The organism is Streptomyces triticagri (assembly GCF_003429565.1).
Taxonomy (GTDB): Bacteria; Actinomycetota; Actinomycetes; order Streptomycetales; family Streptomycetaceae; genus Streptomyces; species Streptomyces triticagri.
In genome coordinates this window covers 40,393-58,844 of the sequence record NZ_QUAK01000236.1, presented here as the reverse complement: position 1 = coordinate 58,844, position 18,452 = coordinate 40,393, and the positions used below count along the sequence as shown (strand labels likewise).

Here is an 18,452-nt window from a genome sequence, read left to right as displayed (position 1 = left end):
ATTCGCTTCGACCGCTGGATGCGGGCCGGCCGCCCCCCGCGGGCGGCGGGCCCGCGCTACTGCTCCTGCAGGGCGGGGTCCTGGATCAGGATGGCCTGGTAGAGACCGGCCAGCCGGCGGCTCGGCTTGAGGCCGAGCTCGAGGTCCAGCTGCCGGCGGGTGCGGTGGAAGATGTCGATCGCCTCGGTCTGCCGCCCGCACCGGTAGAGCGCCAGCATCAACTGCTCGCTGAAGCGCTCCCGTTCGGGATACTGGGCGAGCAGCTGCTGGAGCTCGGGGATGACCGCGGCCGCGTCACCGATCTGCAGCTGCGCGGAGATCAGGTCCTCCCGTACGGCCCGGCGCTGTTCGTCGAAGCGCAGTGCCATGGCCCGGCAGCGCGGGCCGTCGCTGGCGTCGAGGAGGGCCGGTCCGCGCCACATGGCCAGTGATTCACGCAGCAGGGTGATGGCCTCGTGCGGACGCCCGTCGACCAGCGCGGCTCCCCGCTCGGCCGTGCGCAGGAACCGGTACGCGTCCAGTGCGTCCTCGGGTACGTCGAGCAGATAGCCGTTGTCCACGGTCTGCACGCGTCCCTGCTCCGAATCGTCGAGGCCGAGCTCACCGAGCGATTTGCGCAGGCGTTTGACATTCGCCTGCAGTGCGTTCCGCGCGTTCTTGAGGGGCGCCTCGCCCCAGAGCTCGTCCATCAACTCGTCGAATGCCACCACCCGGCCCGGGTTGAGGGCCAGCATGGCGACCATCACGCGAATCTTCTTCGCGCGCAGAGCCACCGACCGTGTGCCGTCCCCGACCAGTAAGGGCCCCAGAATTCCGATGTGCACTTATCCCCCTGTCGCAATGTAAAACCTCAGCAAATCCTCGGCGGCGCCTCACGGGCGGCGGCTCTCTCGCTTCGGTCTGCGCATGGGCGCTTCGGTCTGCGCATGGGCGCCGCGAGCGAGATTCGAGTGATTCGACAAGCGGAATCAATTATCGGGCAAGGGTTTGATCGCCGAAACTGTACCTTGGTACATCAGTTGGTAAGCCTGAGCCACGAGACCCACCTGAAGTCTGGATTCCACTTCTAGTTTGGTGAGTATCCGGGCCACATGGGCCTTCACCGTCCGTTCGGTCACGTCGAGCGCGGTCGCGATACCGCGATTGGAGAAACCGACACCGAGCAGCGAGAAGACCTGGAGCTCCCGCTCCGAGAGCAGGGCGACTCTGCCCAGCTCACCCTGCCAGCGGGAGGAGACGACAGGCCCCTCGGGCATCTCGAAGGGCATCTCGAACCGACCGGCAGCTGACGCAGCCATTGCGAACCCCCGTACGCGCTCTACCAAGGCCACCATCATGTGCCAAAACGGCGCACCGCGATCTTACAACTTTCACTACAGGACACACACGTTACATACACGAGGCATCAGCATCGGTCGAAAAAGGGCGAGTTACGCATCCGTGGCCCCAAAACGACTGCGAGGGACCGGAGTTGGCCGGTCCCTCGCAGTGTTCTGTGTCCGTCCGGTGACGGACTCAGGGCTTGCCCCGAGCGCTCACCTGGTCTCGATCAGCGTCGGCGCGCGGGCCGGCTCCGGCATCGGGATCGTCCGGGTCTCGTCCTGCTGGGCGAGGCGGGACGGCCACCAGGTCCGCCAGCCGAGCAGGGTCACCACGGACGGCAGGACCACGATCCGGATCAGCGTGGCGTCGAGGAGCACAGCGCACGCCATGCCCACGCCCATCTGCTTCATCTCGATGAAGTTCAGCGCCGCGAGCAGCATGAACACCGACACCATCACCACCGCCGCGCTGGTCACCACGCCCGCGGTCCGGGTGATGCCCTGCTCCACCGCCTCCTTGATGGAGAGCCCGCCGCGCGCGGCCTCCCGGATCCGGCTGACGACGAAGACGTGGTAGTCCATCGACAGGCCGAGCAGGATGACGAAGAGCATCAGGGGCAGCCAGGCCACCACTCGGCCCGTCGACTCGAAGCCGAGGATGCCCTCCGCCCAGGTCCGCTGGAAGATCAGCGCGAGCAGGCCGAACGAGGCGACGGCGGAGAGCACGTTCAGCACCACGGTGATCAGCGCCAGCATCACCGAACGGAAGGCCAGCGCCATCACCAGGAACGTCAGGGCCAGGGCGATGCCGAGCACCCAGGGCATCTTCTCGACGACATTGGCCCGGTAGTCCACGTCGTAGGCCACATCGCTGCCGCCCACCGCGAACTCGGCGCCGTCGATCTTCCCGATCGTCGCCGGTGCCAGGTCGGCGCGCAGCCGGTCCAGGGACTTCTGGGCGTCGGAGGAACTGCTGCTGAAGCGGGTGCCCACGGCGACGGTCGCCACCCGCCCGTCCTCGGAGACCTTGACCTCCGCCTCGGGGACCGTCGTGAACAGCGGGTCCTTGCCGGCCCTTGCCGCCAGTTCGTCCATCGCCGCCCGCAGCCGGTCCTCCTGGCCCGCCGGGACCTCGGCGGCCACCGTGTGCGTGTCCGCCTCGCTCGGGAAGGACTTCACCAGGCGCTCGTTGGCCTGCATGGCCGGGATGGACTTCGGCAGGTCGTCGATGCCGGTCGCCTTGAGCTTCAGGTCGAGGGCGGGCAGCGCGAGGAGCAGCAGCACACCCACCGACACGATGAGCGAGATCACCGGGTGCCGCAGCGACGGCTTCAGCATCGTCGACCACAGCCGCGGCCGGCCGGTCCGCGCGGTCAGCCGCCACACCAGCGGGACCCTCGGCTTGTCCAGGTAGCGGCCGAACTTGGAGAGCAGCGCGGGCAGCGCGGTCAGCGACGCGACGATCGCGATGGCGACGACCAGGACGGCACCGGTGGCCATCGACTCGAACGCGACATGGCCCGCCAGATACAGCGCCCCCATGGACACCATGACGACCGTGCCGGAGACCAGGACGGCATGCCCGGAGGTGGCCGCCGCGATCTGGATGGCGTCCACGTTGTCGGCGCCGAGGGCCCGTTCCTCACGCTGCCGCTTGAGGTAGAAGAGGGAGTAGTCGACTCCGATCGCCATGCCCATCAGGACGATGACATGGGTCACCGGGCCCGGGTCCGGCACCAGTTGGGACGCCACACCCCACAGGCCGAGGCCGGCGGCGACGGCGGAGAGGCCGAGCAGTACGGGGACCCCGGCCGCCACGATCGCGCCGAAGACGAACACCATCACGATCAGGGTGACGGGCAGGCTCAGAACGGTGGCCTTGGCCAGGTCCTTGTTCAGCATCTCGTTGAGGCCGGCCTTGATGGACGCGGCGCCGACCAGTTCCACCCGCACCCGGTGGTGCTCGCGCTGCACCTCGTCGACGGTGTCGATCAACGGCTGCACCCGGGCGTCCGCGGTCTCCGAATCGCCCTCGAGATACACCGGGACCAGCAGCGCCGAGCCGTCGGGCGCGGGCACCGGCTTGCCGATCGAGGCGATGCCGTCGACCTCGCGGAGCTGAGCCGTGGCATCCTCGACGGCCTGTCCGGCCGCCGCCCGGTCGAGCTTCTCGCCCTCGTAGGGAGTGACGAGCACACTCTCCATGGCACGGTCCTCGAGCCCGCCGGCCTTGGCTATCTCCGCCGCTCGTCCGGACTGTCCGATGGCCAGGTCGGCATCGGTGGCCCGCTGGGTGCCCGTGGCGCTGCCGGCCGCCAGCGCGCAGACCACGAACACCACCCACAGGGTGATCGCCCACCATGGATGCGTCGCGCTCCAGCGTGCCGTCCGCGTGATCAAGCCGTTACTGCTCACGAAATGCCGTTCCTTTCCGATTCCGCGCCGTCCGAGTTGCCGATGAACTCAACGCTATGCACGGCCTGTTGATCACACACGGGTAGAAGTACCCCAAGGACAGGGGGAGTTTTATCCACTTGCCATCCCCGCGCAACCACGATGACGCACCGCGGCACATCCGTCATGCAATTGCATCCGAATCCCGTCACGGGTGCCTTCGCCGAACCACACGTCGTGGCATTCCACTTGGAACACGCCGTCCCCGGAAAGCGCGACGGCCGCCGCATGTCCGGCGTCCGGCCATTCCAGATCGGTGAGCGCCCAGGGACCGGGCTCCGGACCGCACGGTCCGGTGACCACGGCCGATTGCACGGCGGCGCATTCCTCCGTATCCGCGGATTTCCCGGTTCTGCCGGAGTGACTGGTTCCGCCTGAGTGCGCGGTCCCGCCTGAGTGCCCGGTTCCGCCGGCTCCGTCACCGAGCCGGTCGACCCGTACCGGCAGTCCGTCCGCCAGACGTACGCCGGCAGATTTCACACATGCCTCCTTGCGGGCCCACAGCCGGGTGAAGACCCGGGCGGCGTCCGCCGCAGCCGTCACCCGCTCCTGCTCGTCCGGCGTGAAGAAGCGTGCGGCCAGCCGCCCGGCACCGCCCCTGCTCCGCCACGCCTCGACGTCGACCCCCACCGACCGGCCCGACCCGGTGACCGCGACCAGGGCCAACTCACCGGAGTGCGCCAGGCTGAAGCGGACCGCACCCGCACCGGCGACCTCGGGCTTGCCCCAACGCCCCCGCACAAAACGCAAGGAACCCGGCTCCGCCCCCAGCCTGCGGCCGAGGATGAGCCGGGTCGCCCCGTGCGAGAGGACGAAGTGTCTGCGCAGATCCGGACGGCTCGCCGCGCGGGCCCTGGCCCGCTCCTGGGCGTCGAGCAGTCCGTACAGCGCACCGAGCGTGGCGTCGTCCACGCCGGGGCCGAGCGGGATGCGCCAGACGTCCACCGAGGACGGCGGCCCGGTGGACGAGCTGCCCGCCGAGTCGCCCGTCGAGTCGTCCACCGAGTCGCCCGCCGTCACGGCCGGCCGACCTTCCCGGCCTGCAGACCGTGGAAGAGGGTCAGTTTCTGGATGTTGCCCGCGCCTTCCATGAACTCCACGCCCCGCGCGTCCCGCGCCAGCTTGTCGAGCAGTGGATGGTCGAGCCGCGCGCCGGGGCCGAAGAACCCGAGCGCCGACCGGGTCACGTCCTCCGCGAGCACCGCTGCCCGCGCCTTGGCCGCCGAACCGAGATGACCGGCCGACGGCCTGGCGTCCACGGCGTCCGCGGCCCGGTAGGTGAGCAGCCGCGCCGCGTCGATCCGCCGGCCGAGCTCCTCGTACCGCTCGCGCTCGGCGCCCCGCAGGGTGCCGCGCTGCTCGCCGACGTACTCGTGCGCGGCCCTGGCGATGCCGAGCGCGATGGCCGCGACGCTGGGCCGCAGCCGGTTGAAGACCTGCACGATGCTCCACATGCCGCGCCGGGCCGGCGACAGATGGGTGCCGAGCACCCGGTCCGCGGGCACCCGCACCCCATCCAGGGAGACCGAGGAGAACTGCGCCCCGCGCAGCCCGAGCATCGGCAGCGGCCGCGCCCGGTACCCGGGGTCCGCGGTGTCCACCAGAACAGCGGTCACCCCGAGCCGTTCCGTCCCCGCCACCCGGGCGAACACCGCGGCCACCCCGGCACGGCTCGCGTTGCCCACGTACCGCTTGGTGCCGTGCAGTACGTAGCCGCCGTCGCCGTCGGGGGTCAGCACGGAGCTCATCTCGCCGATGGCGGAGCCCCGTTCGGGTTCGGTCAGGGCGAAGCACGTCCAGGTGGGCCGCTCGCCGAGCCGCCCGTAGAACCAGTCGCGCTGCTCCGGGCTGCCGAGCACCGCGAGGAGCACACCGCTCATCGAAGGCCCCGGCGACGCGAGCAGCGCGCCCGCGTCCCCGCGGGCCAACTCCTCGGCCACCACCACCCGTTCGAGGGTGTCACGCCCCGGTGTCACCGGTCCGTCGCCGCCGAGCTCCGCCAGGAACCGTACGGCGGGCTCCTCGAGACGGTCCCGGATCGCCTCCGGGTCCCGGTCGAGACCGAGCGCGCCCGCGCGCAGCTCTCCCGCCCAGGAGGCGGTGCGGTCCCGCAGCCGGGCCATGCCGTCGGGAAGCTCCCGAATCATCCGGCGCCCTCCTCGGCGGCGTCCGGGCCGGCGCACCCGCGGTCGCCGGCGCCGCGGTACACATCGGCGAGCAGCTCGGAGGCGTACGCGTCCCGGCCCGGGCCGTCGCCGGTGAAGCCGTACGCGCCGAGCAGGCGCAGCAGGCCGCGGTCCGCGCCGGTGATCTGCTCCTGGAGCCGCTCCACGACCGGCGCCGACGGCCCCGACTCCAGGACGGCCGCGATCTCGAGCTGTTCGATGAGCACCTCGGCGAGCGCGCCCTTCACCATCTGCTTCATCAGCAGCGACGAGCCCTCGGACTCCCGCTCCGCGAGCCACTTCAGACACAGGTCCCGCAGCGCCTCGGAGCTGCCGAGGCGCAGCCAGGCAAGACCGGTCGTCCAGTCCGTCCCCGTGCCGGTCCCGGCGCACGGCGGCTGTGCGGCCGTCCCGTCCGGATTCGGGGATGCGTACGGCTCCCGGTCCGCGGGCGGATCGAGTACGGCCAGTCCCAGCGCCCCGGCGAGCGAACGCCCCGCACCGTACGGCCGGTCCGCCCCCGCACCGGCGGACTCGGCAGGCACCCCCGCCTCCTCGACGACCTCCCGCGGCAGCACCGCATGGCCTCCCGGCCCACGCGGCACCGCACCGGGCTCGAGCGCCCGGGTCAGCAGCGTCAGCGCCGGGACAAGGCCGTCCTCCCGGGCGGCGTCCCGGTAGGTCCGGGGGTCGGTGCGCCCCGGAGCGTCCTGCCGTTCAGTTCCCGCCGGCGCCGTCATCCGCCCTCAGCCCCTCCAGATCCACCGTGCAGTACGCCAGTTGACCGAGCTCCTCGTCGGCGTCCGCGAGTACGGCGGTGCCGCCGGTCGCCCCGCCGTCGCCGAGCAGTGCCGCCCACACTCCTGTGCAGGGCAGCCCCGGCAGCGGCCGGATGACCCGGCCGGCGGGCGGCTCGGTCGACTCCGCCGGACCGAAGCCCCAGCCGCCGAGGGCGGTGTCCGCATCCGCGTCCCAGTCGAGGAGCAGCGCGACCGCCGAGTCCCGCTCGGCGGCCCGACTGTCGCCCTCCGGCAGCGCGTAGGGCTGCGAACTCTGGTCCACGATCACCACGAGCACCCGCCGCAGTCCGCCTCTGCGCGCGTACTCGATACCGGCGCGCAGCGCGGTGAACGGCGCCAGGACGCCCTGGTCCGAAACGGCGAACGCCAGTGGTTCACCGGGCAGTCGGTGCTTCAGATAGGCGGCCGTCAGCTCACCGTGCTCGAAGTCGGGTGTCGCGTACGCGACCACCACCACGTCCGGCGCCTCCTCGGGCGGCAGCGGACCCAGCCCGCTCAGCGCCGCCTCGGCCAGCTGCACCGAGGTGCGCCGGCCCGTCCCGGCGAACAGCTCACGCCGGAACTCCACGCCGTACGGTGCCGCGGCCTCGCGCAGATGGTCCTCGTGCACCGTCGCCGGGTCGTACGCCTCCCCCGGCCCCGACGCGGTGCGCCAGGCGGCCCGCACCAGGCGGGGCACCGCGGTACCGCGGTGCGACGTGGTGCTTCCCCCGTCGCGCCACTGGGGCGCCGACGTACGGTACATGCCTACGCGCCCGCTTCGGTGGCGACGAAGGCGGCGAGCGAGCCGATCGTCTCGAAGTGCGTCATCTCCAGTTCCTCCGCGTCGAACTGCACGCCGAGGATGTCCTCGATGGTGATGAGCAGCTCCAGGGCGCTGGAGGAGTCCAGGCCCAGCTCGTCGAAGAGGCGCACCTCCTCGGTGGCGTCGGACAGGTCCTTGCTGAGGACCTCGCCGAGCGCGCTGCGCACGGCGTCCAGGTGCTTGGCCTCGGGGGTCGCCACGGCCGTGGTCTCGGTCATTGCTGTCTCCTCGCAGTTGGGTCACTCCCGGCTCCGCTCGGGTGCCGGGGTCAGGGTCGGTCAGACTCCGGCGGCGGCCGGCACGTACAGACGCTGCTGGGCGAGCATCGCCTCCGCGTCGTCCCGCACCCGGATCAGATACGGCTTCCCGCCGTCGACGAGCACCTCGGCCGGATAGCCGTGGCTCAGGAAGTGCACGGGCGACGCGGTCGGCCCGTACGCGCCGGAGCGCAGCACGCCGACCAGTTCGCCCGGTCGCAGATCGGGCAGCTGGACCTTCTTGCCGAGCAGGTCGTTCGGGGTGCACAGCGGCCCCGTCACCTGCCACGGTCCGGTGGCCGGCGCGTCCGGCCGCTCCAGGGCCACCATCGGGAAGTTGCGCTTCACATAGCTGCCGATGCCGACGGCCGCCATGTGGTGGTTGGTCCCGCCGTCCAGTACGGCGAACCGCTCGCCCATCGACGTCTTCGTGTACCGCACCCGGGTCACGTACGTACCGGACGCCGCGACCAGGAACCTGCCCAGCTCCATGATCATCCGGGTGTCGGGGTGCCGGTCGGTGAAGTCCTGCACGATCGGGTTGACCAGCTCGGCCAGCTTGCCGACGTCCAGGTCCTGCTCGTTGTCGAAGTACGCGATACCGAGACCGCCGCCGACGTCGACCGTCTCGAGCTCGAACTCCAGGTCCTTCGCGAGGCGTTCGGCCAGCTCGAGGATGCGGGCCGTGTTCTCCGCGACCGCCTCCTCGGCCAGGATGCGCGTCCCGAGATACACCTGTACGCCCATCAGCCGCACCCCGGGATGGCGGGCCGCCAGGTCCCGCTCGGCGAACAGCTGCTCCTCGTCCATGCCGAACTGCCGCGGCTTGCCGCCCATGGTCAGCCCCGAACCCTTCACCTGGAAGCTCGGGTTGACCCGCAGCGCGACCGGGGCGACCACACCGCGCTCCCGCGCCACCGCGTCGATCAGGGCCAGCTCGCCGAGCGACTCGCACACCACGGCGTGGATGCCCTCGTCCAGACAGGCCTCGATCTCGGTGCGGCTCTTGCCCGGGCCGAGGAAGACGATGTCCTGCGGGGCGACGCCCGCCCGCCGCGCGGTGACCAGCTCGGTCAGCGACGACACCTCGGCACGCGCGCCGCAGGAGTGCAGCAGCGCACAGACCGAGACATTCGGATTGGCCTTGAGCGAGTAGAACACCTCGAGACGGTCGTGCAGCCTCTCCCGCAGATCCCCGAACCGGCTCCGGATCTCCGCCCCGTCGTACAGGTAGAGCGGTGTACCGAACTGATCGGCGAGCTCGCCGAAACCGATTCCCTGCACCTCACCAGCGACGCTCACGCCGCGCTCCGTTCTGTCAGGTCCGCCAGCCGGCGGGTGATGTCGGCGTCGAGTGCGTCCAGGCGCTCGGCGCCGTCCTCCACGAGCACGCCGTACAGCCGCCCCTCGAAGGGCTCGGCCGCGGCACCGTCCGGCCGCGGACCGGGCGCCCAGGCGGCGTTCACGGTCGCGTAGTTGTTCACGAACAGGCCGCCGGAACGACCCCGTTCGAGCAGCAGTCCGTCCAGTACGCCGCGCATCTCGTCGAAGCCGAACGGGCGGGTGAGCCGCACCGGGTAGTGCCGCGCCACCGCGACCTGCCCCGGCCCGGCGAGCGGGCGCGCACCGTCGTGCACCACGGACTGATAGGTGGACATGTTGTTGCGGGCGTTGATCTCCAGGACCGGGTAGAGGCTCTCGTCAGGGGCGACCATCGCGTCCACCCCGACCACGCCGAAGTAGCCGTCCGCGGCGAGGCGTTCACCGATCAACCGGGCCGCCTCGCGCAGCTCGCCGGTCTGTGCGCCGTCGAGCCGCGCGGGCATCCGATGACCCTTGTGCACCCCGGCCTCGGTCAGCGCCTCCTTGACGAAGTCGAAGTGCACCGAACCCGAACGGTCCACGGTGAACTGGTAGTTGAGGTCACACCGCTTGGCGACCCACTCCTCGATGACCAGCGAGGTGCGCACCGCTCCGTCGTCCGCCGCCGCCCGCTTCGCCTGTGCCTCGGCCATCCGGTGCAGCCGTGCGAGCCGCTGCTCGCTGTCGAGTACGACGATGCCCTTGCCCGACACCCCGTAGGCGTCCTTGACCACGACCTTCCGGCCGGACGCGAGGAGCTCGCCCGCGCCCCGCACCGCGTCCGCCAGTTCCTCCAGGGTGTCGCAGGCCCAGCCGCGCGCCTGGCGCAGCCCGAGCTCGTCGGCGGCACGACGGCTGTAGATCTTGGAGTTGACCCGCTTGCACAGTGCGGCGTCCGGGGCCGCGAGGCCGAGGCCGGTCGCCTCGGCGAGCCGCTCCTCCACGGTCGAGACGCCGTGCGCGGACAGCCGGGCGCCACCGGCCGCGAGTCCGGCCAGGGTCTTGATGAGGCCGGGGTCCTCGAGCGCGTCCTCGGTGACGGTGCGCCGCGGATCGGCGTGCGCCACCACGTGCACGGTCGGCAGCCGCAGGCCGAGGCTCTCCAGATAGCGCCGGTATCCCTCGTCCGGCGCGGACTTGAGCACCACGTGGTCGTACGGACCGCCGAGCAGCAGCGCGAACTCGTCCATGCTGTTCACCACGGCGCTGCCCGCGTGTGCGGCCACCCGCGGGAGCGCGGGCTCGCCGCGCGCCCACTGGTTCTCGACCTCGAAGTTCCCGAGCAGGACCAGCGGGGTGCCGGCCCCGCCGGTCACGGCGTGCCGGAGCCGGTCGGTGAACCCGGCGGACTGTGTCGTCATGGTGATGAACCCTCGTCAGTGGGTGGGTGTGCTGCGGATGTCGGGGCGGCGGTCGCCGGTCCGGTGCGGGAGGGGCGGTCCCGGTCCGGCGCGGGACACCGGACGCTTCAGTGCTCGAAGACCATGGCCGAGAAGGTCGCCCCGAGGCCCACGCTGGTCATCAGATAGCGGTCGCCCGGCCGCAGCCGGCCCTGCTCCGAGGCCCGCTGCAGATTCAGGAACGGATCGGCGCAGAAGCAGTGCCCGGCCTCCCCCACCAGGTCGAGGAAGATCTTCTCCATCGGGATGCCGAGCGCCTTGGCCGCGCCCATCCAGGACAGCCGGTTCACGTTGTGCGCGAGCACCAGGGACAGCTCGTCGACGGAGCAGCCGGCCTCGTCGAGCGCCGTGGCGATCACCTCGCACAGGGCCGGCAGATACAGCTCCTGAAAGTCCTTCGCCTTCTCGCCGGCGAGGATGAAGTCGGAGTGGAACCGCGGATGCATCCGGCTCGCATAGCCCAGCATCCGGTCGGGGCCGCGGTCCCGCCCGCTCACCAGCATCGCGACGGCGCCCTCGCCCATCACCGTGACGTCCTGGATCGACTGGGTGCGGTGCGTGCAGGCCTTCTCGCCCGCCAGGACGAGCGCGAGCGCGTCCGGGTCGCCGTCCGCGGCGAGCAGCATCCCGGCCATGTCCACGGCGAGCAGCCCGGAGGCGCAGGCGTGGTGCGAGACCACGAAGGAACGGGCGTGCTCGAGGCCCAGCTCCTGCCGCAGCGGCCCGAGCGACGTCAGCGGATACGGCAGCGGCGACGGCATGGTGCGCGCCTGCAGGACGTACCGCACCCGGTGCTCCTGGCCCGGCAGTTCGGCCAGCTTGCCGACCGCCCGGCGCAGCAGATCGGTCTCGGTGGCGCCCTCGTCGCGGCACACGTCGGCGAGACCGTAGAAGCGCTCGTACCGCCGCAGCTGCACATCGCTCAGACCGATCTGCGCCTGGAGGGATGCGAGCGGCACGGTTTCGGGCAGATGGCTGGAGACTGCGACGATCGACGTCATCAGAACCTTCCGGTTGTCCTGGGCGGAGCCGATGGGTCCGGACACGGCGGTATGCCGCTCGGCCTGCTGCCAAGACTCGCCGGGCACGCTGACGACCTGCTGACCGCGCGCTGACCGCAGGGCCCCGGGCGGCGGGCGGCGCTTGTTCCGGCGCCGCCGGGCGCACAGGATCGGCCCATGCGGACTATCAACCCCAGCACCCCCATGCGGACTTTCCACGATCTCCGAGAGCTGGCCGGGGCGAACGGCGAGACCTTCGGACCGAGCCGCTGGTTCGAGGTGACCCAGGACAATGTGACGGCCTACGCCCACTCGGTGGGCGACCTGCTCTGGATCCACACGGACCCCGAACGGGCCGCGAAGGAGAGCGAGTTCGGCACCACCATCGCGCACGGCTACATGACGCTCGGCATGTTGCCGGAGATCATGCGCCCGTTCTTCCGGGTGGAGGGGATCAGCATGGCGATCCTGGTCGGCCTGGACAAGGTCCGCTTCCACCGCCCCGTCAGGGTGGGCACCCGGATCCGCGGCACCGGCACGCTCACCTCGGTACGCGTGCTGCCCGGCGGCTGCATCTACGGGATGCGGGTGAGCGTGGAGGCCGAGGACGAGACGGGCCCGGTGTGCACCGCGGACACCCTGTCGCGCCTGACTCCCTGACCGCGGCCCGCACCGGCGCCGGACAAGAGGGGAGTTTCGTCGCCGTACGGAGGGGAGTTACTACCACCGACTCCGGGCCCGGCGAGCTCACATAATGGCGATGCGGACGCAGCCGAACCACGCCCCGCACACCGAAACGTCCCCAGACAGAAAGGCGTTGGCCTCATGGACACCACGCGACCGTCCGCCGGCAGCGTGCCGCGGAGCAGCTCAGGTACGGGCACCGCGCCGGCTCCCCTCTCCTCCGGTCCGGTCGGGTTCCGCCGGTCGCTGGTGCTGTGGGGCCTGTCGTGCCGGGCGTTCTGGCTCTCGTTGTGGCTCTTCTTCGTCTATCTGACGCTGAGCGGCCCGCTGGGACTGAAGCTCATGCCGAGCGCGGTACGGCGGGTGCGGAGCCTCGCCGACCGGCAGCGGGCGCTGGCCGCCGAGTGGTCGGGGGTGGAGATCCCCGCCGCCTACCCGGAGATCCCCGCATCGGCGGACCAGGGCCGGGCGCTGCGCACCAAGCTCGTCGACAAGGACAACCAGATCGCCCGCGACTGGCGCTGGGTGACCCTGGACCCGATCGTCGGCGGCGCGATCTCCTTCGGTCCGCTGCTGCTCGTACTCAGCGGGATCTGGGGTCTGACCACCGCGGTCTTCGGTGCGCAGCTCTCGGACTCCTGGGACAGCATCTGGTACCTGTTCATCCCGGTCGACGGGGTGGGTACGGCGATACTCGCCGGGCTGCTCGGCGCCGTGCAGTTCCCGCTGGCGTTCTTCTGGGCGGGTCCGCGTGCGGTGCGTCAGCACTCGCGCTATCTGCGGGCGTTCCTCGCACCCAGTGACGCCGAGCTGATGGCCGGCCGGATCGAGCATCTGACGGCCACCCGCTCGGACGCCGTGGACACCCAGATGGCCGAGATCCGCCGCATCGAGCGCGATCTGCACGACGGCGCCCAGGCCCGCCTGGTGGCGATGGGCATGACCCTGGACGCGGCCGAGCAGCTCCTCGAGTCCAACCCGGATGCGGTACGTGCGCTGCTCGTGGAGGCCCGCCAGTCGTCGAACAAGGCGCTCGCGGAGCTCCGCGACCTGGTGCGCGGCATCCACCCGCCGGTGCTCGCCGACCGCGGACTGGGCGATGCCGTACGCTCCTTGGCGATGATCAGCCAGCTGCGCACCGAGGTCGAGGTGGACCTTCCGGCGCGTCCGGAGCCTCCGGTCGAGTCCGCCGCGTACTTCGCGGTCTCGGAGATCCTGGCGAACGCGGCGAAGCACTCGGGCGCCGAGCGCTGCTGGATCGACATCCGTCACGAGGCCGGCATGCTGCGCATCACCGTCACCGACAACGGCCGCGGCGGCGCCGACATCACCGCCGGCACCGGGCTGCGCGGCATCGAGCGCCGCCTGGCCACCTTCGACGGAGTCCTCGCCGTGAGCAGCCCGCTCAACGGCCCGACCATGGTGACCATGGAGCTGCCGTGCGCATTGTCCTCGCCGAAGACCACTTCCTCCTGAGGGACGGGCTCAGCCGCCTCCTCGGCGCCTTCGGCCACGAGGTGGTGGCGGCCGTGGACAACGGCCCGGAGCTGCAGCGCCAACTCACCGAGCAGGAGCCGGACATCGCGATCGTCGATGTCCGGCTCCCGCCGGGCTTCAGCGACGAGGGCCTGCGCGCGGCGGTGGCCGCCCGCCAACAGCAGCCGGGACTGCCGGTGTTGCTGCTCTCGCAGTACGTGGAGCCGCTTTACGCCCGTGAGTTGCTGTCCACGGGCAGCTCGGGCGTCGGCTATGTGCTCAAGGAACGGGTGTCGAACGGCGCGGAGTTCGTCGCCACCATCGACCGGGTGGCCTCCGGCGGCACGGCGATGGACCCCGAGGTGGTCTCCAAACTGGTGACCGGCAAGAACCGCGACGAGCCGATGAACTCGCTGACCGAGCGGGAGCGCGAGGTGCTGGAGTGCCTGGCGCAGGGCCGCTCCAACGCCGGTATCGCGGAGGCCCTGTTCATCACGGAGAAGGCCGTCGCCAAGCACATCGGCAACATTTTCCCGAAGCTCGGCCTGCCCCCGTCCGACACGGACAATCGCCGGGTGCTGGCCGTACTGGCGTATCTGGACCGGTAGCCGCCGCGGCGCCTGCTCCCCTCGCCCCGGGCTGCGGACGCGGCCCGCTCAGATCGAGCTCAGCCGGTCCACCAGCAGGTCCAGTCGCTGCTCGGTGTACTCGCGCGGCAGGCGGCCCGCTCGGGTGAGGGTCGCGAGGCCGTGCAGGGACGCCCAGAACACCTCGGTGAAGACGCCCGGGTGGATCCCGTCCCCGGCGACCTCGCCGAGCGTTTCGAGGAGAGCGGCGAAGGCGTCCTTCAGCTGCTCGGGGGTGTCCTCCTGCGCGAAGGCGAGACCGCCCTCGAGCTGGAACATGGCGTCGTAGACCGCCGGATTGCGCTCGGCGAAGTCGAGGTAGGCGCCGGCGAGGGCGCCGACCCGGGCGCGCGGTCCGTCCGCGGGCGCGACCGCCGCACGTACCGCCGCCGCCAGGTCCGCGGCGCCCTCGAGCGCCACCGCGCCGATGATCTCGCGCTTGCCGCGGAAGTGGCTGTAGAGGACGGGCTGGCTGTACTCGATGCGCTCGGCGAGCCGGCGCGTGGTGACCGCGTCCCAGCCCTGCTGCTCGGCGAGTTCGCGGGCCGTCGCGACGATGAGGCGCTCTCGGTCCGCCCGTTCACGCTGCTTGCGTTCCTGTACCGACATGAGTCGACCCTAGCACTGCTAGACAATCGAGCGACAGCAGTGCTAGCGTCGCATCATCTGCTAGCACTGCTAGATCCCAGGAGGCGCCATCATGCTCACCGCACTCGAGGTCTTCACCACCGTGGTCGTCGGCGTGATGGTGGGGGTGGAATTCGCGGTCCCCGCGTTCAGCAACCCGATGGTCAACGCACTCCCCGGCGACGCCGGCCTGTTCGCCCGCACTTACGGGGCCAAGGTGGGCGGCGCCGTGATGCCGTTCTGGTACTTCGGCTCGCTCGCCCTCGTCGGGATCTGGGCCGTCACCGGCCGGGACCGCGACGGCACCGGACTCGTCGTCACCGCCGGCGCCCTGCTGATCGTCAGCGTGATCATGTCCATCGCGCTGCTCGTCCCGATCAACAACCGCGTCAAGACCTGGACCACCGGCGACCGGCCGGCCGACTGGAAGCAGCAGCTGCAGCGCTGGGACCGCCTGCACTACGTCCGCGTCGCCGTCATCCTCGCCGCCTTCACCCTGCTCGTCGCCGCCCTCGCCTGAGCCCGCGGACGCGACGCACCGGCCCGCACCGCGCCCCATGCACCCCCTGCGCCCTGCGAACTAGGTCCAGCGCCGGATCGCCCGCCCCTCTTGCTGCTGTTAGCGTGCAGCTGCACACCATTCGCAATAACGTCAGAGGTGTTGGAATTGGCGATCTACACGCTGCCGGAACTTCCGTACGACTACGCGGCGCTCGAGCCGGTGATCAATCCGCAGATCATCGAGCTGCACCACGACAAGCACCACGCGGCGTACGTGAAGGGTGCGAACGACACGCTGGAGCAGCTGGCGGAGGCCCGCGACAAGGACGCCTGGGGCTCGATCAACGGCCTGGAGAAGAACCTGGCCTTCCACCTCTCCGGCCACATCCTGCACAGCATCTACTGGCACAACATGAACAGCCCGAAGGACGGCGGTGGCGGCGAGCCGACCGCCGCCGACGGTGTCGGTGAGCTGGCGGACGCGATCACCGAGTACTTCGGCTCCTTCGCCAAGTTCAAGGCCCAGCTCACCAAGGCCGCGGCGACGACGCAGGGTTCGGGCTGGGGCGTCCTCGCCTACGAGCCGCTCAGCGGCCGCCTGATCGTCGAGCAGGTCTACGACCACCAGGGCAATGTCGGCCAGGGCTCGACCCCGATCCTGGTCTTCGACGCCTGGGAGCACGCCTTCTACCTGCAGTACAAGAACCAGAAGGTCGACTTCATCGAGGCCATGTGGGCCGTCGTCAACTGGCAGGACGTGGCCAAGCGTTACGCCGCCGCCAAGGAGCGCACGAACAGCCTGCTCCTCGCGCCGTAACCGTCGACCGTCACGGCGTACGACGAGGGCCCCGCGGACAGCACGTCCGCGGGGCCCTCGTGGTCTAGCCGGCGTCCGGCGCCGCCCGGGTGCGGGCGTGCCAGGCGAGGCGCAACTCATGGTGGAGCCGGGCCAGTTCGCGGGGAGCGTCGGGCGGTGCGCGGTGGAAGACCTGGCCGTAGCGGGTGCGGTCGCCGGGCGGCGGGAACTCCTCGCTGCCGCGGTGCATCGAGCCGTGCAGGAAGGACGGTATCCAGCGGGCCGTGTCGTCGCGGAGCCGCAGCGCCACCCGCCAGCGGCCGGACGTCGATCCGCCGGTACGCAGCGCCAGTTCGACCTCGACGACGTCCTGCCAGCGCACGCGCCGGGTGCGGAAGAGGCCCACCACCGCGACAGCGTCCGGACGCAGCACGACGCCCCGCAGTGCGGCACGTGCACAGAACGCGGCGAGCAGACCCGCGAACGCGTAGCTCGCATACTCGTGGAGGCCGGGAGCGGGCGGATCCGGCTCGAAGGAGGTCCCCACGAGGTCCATCCGCACCATGACCCCCAGCATCAGGAGCGCCCACCCGCAGCCCGCCCACCAGACGGCACTCCGCCACCGATGCCGCAGCCTGCGCCGCCCGCCCTCCATACCCGCTCCCCCGCATGAGTCCGTACGCCCGCTCTCCGCGCGCAGTGACCATGGTGCACCGCGACCGGGGGCACCTCAGCCCTTCGTGCCGACCTCCCCCACCCCCGTACGGGAGAAGTGGCGGGCCGTGGGCGTCAGGGCAGCGAGCGCCGGGGCGAGGAAGCAGGCCGCGGCACAGGCGGCCAGGACCGGGCGGGGTCCGAAGGTGTCGATGGCCGGGGCGATGAGGGCGAGGCCGACGGGGGCGAGGCCGTACGAGAGGAGGAAGTCGAGGGACGAGACGCGGGCCAGCTTGTCGGGGGCGACCTCGCGCTGGATCGCGGTGAACCAGGGGACGTTGAAGAGCTCGATGCCGAGGCCGGCGAGCGCGTACGCCGCCACGATCACCGCCGGGTGCACCGGAAGTATCAGGCTCAGCGGAGCGAAGCCGTAGACCGCGAGGCCGGCCAGCGCGGACCAGCCCTGCGCCCGCGGGCGCACCCGGGCGATGATCAGCGCTCCGCCGAGTGCCCCGAGGGTGTACGCGGTCATGGCCGCGGCGAGGACCGCGCCGCTGTCGTAGCGCTCGTGGCTGATCAGGGGCAGGGCGACCCCGGTCGCGGAGTATCCGGTGGCGATCACCGTGGTGAGGGCGGCGAGCCCGGCCACGAACCAGGGGTGCCGCCGGGCCTCGCGGACGCCTTCCATGAACTCGGCGCGCAGGGAAGAGCGTTGGGGGACGTGCGCCGGGGTGGGTGCCGCCGACCCCGGCCCCGGGACGAGCGCCGCCGCCAGCCAGACGAGTCCGATGCCGAGGAGCAGCGCGCGCACGTCGAGGACGACGGCGAGCAGGGCGGACAGGGACGGGCCGAGGAGGGTGGTCACCCGGACGGCGAGCGTCATGGCGGCGTTGGCCTGTTGGCGCCGGTCGGCGTCGACCACTTCGGCGGTCAGCGCCTGGAAGGCGGGGCGGCAGGCGCCCTGGCCGCCGCCCGCGACGAGCGCCGCCACGGCCATCAGCGGCAGCGAGTGGTCGAGCCCCGCGGCGAGTACCGGCGCCGCGGCGGCCGCAGCGAGTCCCGACCAGCGGACTACGGCGCGGCGCGAGTGGCGGTCGGCCAGTACGCCGCCGACCGCCACGGCCAGCAGGAACCCTCCCGTACGGGCGGCAAGGACCAGGCCGAGTCCGGACGCCGAGAGGGTGCCTTCGAGCACGCCGAGTCCGAGGACGAAGGGCAGCGCCCAGGTGGCCAGTCCGGATGCGGTCGTGCCCGCCCACAGGCGCAGGAAGGCGGCGTCGAGGAGTACGGAACGGGCCTGCGGCGGGGCGTCCGGGGGCGGGAGCTGCGGGGGTGGGGCTGTCACGGTTCGGGGCTCCTGTCGGTCGGTCGAGGGTTCGGCGAATCACATTCCGGAGGTGCGGGAGCAGGTCCCGCGGTCGGGCCGCGGGCCTGCAAATGCCTTGCTGCACAAGGCCGTTGAAGGTTTCCGCCGCGACGTCCGCCGCCGCGCCGCACCCGGGTCCCGCGGCGACCCGGGGTA

The 18,452-nt window shown here is 71.4% G+C and carries 19 protein-coding genes; 5 read left to right on the top strand and 14 right to left on the bottom strand.

Annotation, left to right across the window (positions count from 1 at the left end; genetic code table 11):
* Nucleotides 1-56: 56 nt before the first annotated feature.
* The 11 genes from DY218_RS32650 to DY218_RS32600 all read right to left on the bottom strand — a co-directional run bounded on the left by DY218_RS32650 (nt 57) and on the right by DY218_RS32600 (nt 11,611).
* A complete protein-coding gene (locus DY218_RS32650; protein WP_128559796.1) occupies nt 57-824 on the bottom strand; it encodes an AfsR/SARP family transcriptional regulator in 768 nt (255 codons plus the stop codon).
* A 144-nt stretch (nt 825-968) separates the two neighbouring features.
* Nucleotides 969-1,298, bottom strand: coding sequence for a helix-turn-helix domain-containing protein (locus DY218_RS32645; protein WP_158574183.1), 330 nt, complete (start codon nt 1,296-1,298; stop codon nt 969-971).
* Between the two features lie 237 nt (nt 1,299-1,535).
* Nucleotides 1,536-3,737, bottom strand: a complete 2,202-nt coding sequence (locus DY218_RS32640) for an MMPL family transporter (RefSeq protein ID WP_128559794.1) — start codon at nt 3,735-3,737, stop codon at nt 1,536-1,538.
* A gap of 111 nt (nt 3,738-3,848) precedes the next feature.
* Nucleotides 3,849-4,796: a 4'-phosphopantetheinyl transferase family protein gene (locus DY218_RS32635; RefSeq protein ID WP_128559793.1), complete on the bottom strand. Its 948-nt coding sequence runs from the start codon at nt 4,794-4,796 to the stop codon at nt 3,849-3,851.
* Nucleotides 4,793-5,923, bottom strand: coding sequence for an acyl-CoA dehydrogenase family protein (locus DY218_RS32630; protein ID WP_233522017.1), 1,131 nt, complete (start codon nt 5,921-5,923; stop codon nt 4,793-4,795). The genes DY218_RS32635 and DY218_RS32630 overlap by 4 nt, the downstream gene beginning before the upstream one ends.
* Nucleotides 5,920-6,681, bottom strand: a complete 762-nt coding sequence (locus DY218_RS32625; protein WP_199566927.1) for a hypothetical protein — start codon at nt 6,679-6,681, stop codon at nt 5,920-5,922. The genes DY218_RS32630 and DY218_RS32625 overlap by 4 nt, the downstream gene beginning before the upstream one ends.
* Nucleotides 6,659-7,486, bottom strand: a complete 828-nt coding sequence (locus DY218_RS32620) for a hypothetical protein (protein ID WP_233522016.1) — start codon at nt 7,484-7,486, stop codon at nt 6,659-6,661. The genes DY218_RS32625 and DY218_RS32620 overlap by 23 nt, the downstream gene beginning before the upstream one ends.
* Nucleotides 7,487-7,488: 2 nt before the next feature.
* Nucleotides 7,489-7,764, bottom strand: a complete 276-nt coding sequence (locus tag DY218_RS32615) for an acyl carrier protein (RefSeq protein ID WP_128559792.1) — start codon at nt 7,762-7,764, stop codon at nt 7,489-7,491.
* 60 nt (nt 7,765-7,824) lie between these two features.
* On the bottom strand, nt 7,825-9,105 hold the full coding sequence (locus DY218_RS32610) for a type III PLP-dependent enzyme (protein WP_128559791.1): 1,281 nt from the start codon (nt 9,103-9,105) through the stop codon (nt 7,825-7,827).
* Nucleotides 9,102-10,526: a preATP grasp domain-containing protein gene (locus DY218_RS32605; RefSeq protein WP_128559790.1), complete on the bottom strand. Its 1,425-nt coding sequence runs from the start codon at nt 10,524-10,526 to the stop codon at nt 9,102-9,104. The genes DY218_RS32610 and DY218_RS32605 overlap by 4 nt, the downstream gene beginning before the upstream one ends.
* Before the next feature lie 107 nt (nt 10,527-10,633).
* Nucleotides 10,634-11,611 (bottom strand): 3-oxoacyl-[acyl-carrier-protein] synthase III C-terminal domain-containing protein, encoded by a 978-nt coding sequence (locus DY218_RS32600; RefSeq protein WP_233522015.1) that lies wholly within the window; start codon nt 11,609-11,611, stop codon nt 10,634-10,636.
* A gap of 132 nt (nt 11,612-11,743) precedes the next feature.
* Here DY218_RS32600 and DY218_RS32595 point away from each other — a divergent pair, with 132 nt between their 5' ends.
* The 3 genes from DY218_RS32595 to DY218_RS32585 all read left to right on the top strand — a co-directional run bounded on the left by DY218_RS32595 (nt 11,744) and on the right by DY218_RS32585 (nt 14,334).
* The gene (locus DY218_RS32595) at nt 11,744-12,226 is read left to right on the top strand and encodes a MaoC family dehydratase (RefSeq protein ID WP_233522014.1); all 483 of its coding nucleotides are present in this window, start codon (nt 11,744-11,746) and stop codon (nt 12,224-12,226) included.
* A 165-nt stretch (nt 12,227-12,391) separates the two neighbouring features.
* A complete protein-coding gene (locus tag DY218_RS32590; RefSeq protein ID WP_128559789.1) occupies nt 12,392-13,726 on the top strand; it encodes a sensor histidine kinase in 1,335 nt (444 codons plus the stop codon).
* On the top strand, nt 13,690-14,334 hold the full coding sequence (locus DY218_RS32585) for a LuxR C-terminal-related transcriptional regulator (RefSeq protein WP_128559788.1): 645 nt from the start codon (nt 13,690-13,692) through the stop codon (nt 14,332-14,334). Before DY218_RS32590 ends, DY218_RS32585 begins: the two co-directional genes overlap by 37 nt.
* A gap of 48 nt (nt 14,335-14,382) precedes the next feature.
* Here DY218_RS32585 and DY218_RS32580 read toward each other — a convergent pair whose 3' ends face one another.
* Nucleotides 14,383-14,961: a TetR/AcrR family transcriptional regulator gene (locus tag DY218_RS32580; protein WP_128559787.1), complete on the bottom strand. Its 579-nt coding sequence runs from the start codon at nt 14,959-14,961 to the stop codon at nt 14,383-14,385.
* Nucleotides 14,962-15,052: 91 nt separating this feature from the next.
* Between DY218_RS32580 and DY218_RS32575 the strand changes: the two genes are divergently transcribed.
* Both DY218_RS32575 and DY218_RS32570 read left to right on the top strand, forming a co-directional pair.
* Entirely contained in the window at nt 15,053-15,499 is a 447-nt protein-coding gene (locus DY218_RS32575) for a DUF1772 domain-containing protein (RefSeq protein WP_128559786.1), read from the top strand.
* Between the two features lie 147 nt (nt 15,500-15,646).
* Nucleotides 15,647-16,297, top strand: a complete 651-nt coding sequence (locus DY218_RS32570) for a superoxide dismutase (protein ID WP_128559785.1) — start codon at nt 15,647-15,649, stop codon at nt 16,295-16,297.
* Between the two features lie 64 nt (nt 16,298-16,361).
* Here the strand turns inward: DY218_RS32570 and DY218_RS32565 are convergent, their stop codons facing one another.
* Nucleotides 16,362-16,841: a PH domain-containing protein gene (locus tag DY218_RS32565; RefSeq protein ID WP_158574181.1), complete on the bottom strand. Its 480-nt coding sequence runs from the start codon at nt 16,839-16,841 to the stop codon at nt 16,362-16,364.
* A gap of 165 nt (nt 16,842-17,006) precedes the next feature.
* Nucleotides 17,007-18,275, bottom strand: a complete 1,269-nt coding sequence (locus tag DY218_RS32560; RefSeq protein WP_407703715.1) for an MFS transporter — start codon at nt 18,273-18,275, stop codon at nt 17,007-17,009.
* Between the last annotated feature and the right edge of the window lie 177 nt (nt 18,276-18,452).

Excerpts from the sequence above, each read along its gene's own strand:
- DY218_RS32645 (WP_158574183.1), bottom strand. The coding sequence starts at position 1,298 with ATGGCTGCGTCAGCTGCCGGTCGGTTCGAGATGCCCTTCGAGATGCCC.
- DY218_RS32630 (WP_233522017.1), bottom strand. The coding sequence starts at position 5,923 with ATGATTCGGGAGCTTCCCGACGGCATGGCCCGGCTGCGGGACCGCACC.
- DY218_RS32625 (WP_199566927.1), bottom strand. The coding sequence starts at position 6,681 with ATGACGGCGCCGGCGGGAACTGAACGGCAGGACGCTCCGGGGCGCACC.
- DY218_RS32620 (WP_233522016.1), bottom strand. The coding sequence starts at position 7,486 with ATGTACCGTACGTCGGCGCCCCAGTGGCGCGACGGGGGAAGCACCACG.
- DY218_RS32615 (WP_128559792.1), bottom strand. The coding sequence starts at position 7,764 with ATGACCGAGACCACGGCCGTGGCGACCCCCGAGGCCAAGCACCTGGAC.
- DY218_RS32605 (WP_128559790.1), bottom strand. The coding sequence starts at position 10,526 with ATGACGACACAGTCCGCCGGGTTCACCGACCGGCTCCGGCACGCCGTG.
- DY218_RS32595 (WP_233522014.1), top strand. The coding sequence starts at position 11,744 with ATGCGGACTATCAACCCCAGCACCCCCATGCGGACTTTCCACGATCTC.
- DY218_RS32590 (WP_128559789.1), top strand. The coding sequence starts at position 12,392 with ATGGACACCACGCGACCGTCCGCCGGCAGCGTGCCGCGGAGCAGCTCA.
- DY218_RS32580 (WP_128559787.1), bottom strand. The coding sequence starts at position 14,961 with ATGTCGGTACAGGAACGCAAGCAGCGTGAACGGGCGGACCGAGAGCGC.
- DY218_RS32575 (WP_128559786.1), top strand. The coding sequence starts at position 15,053 with ATGCTCACCGCACTCGAGGTCTTCACCACCGTGGTCGTCGGCGTGATG.
- DY218_RS32565 (WP_158574181.1), bottom strand. The coding sequence starts at position 16,841 with ATGGTGCGGATGGACCTCGTGGGGACCTCCTTCGAGCCGGATCCGCCC.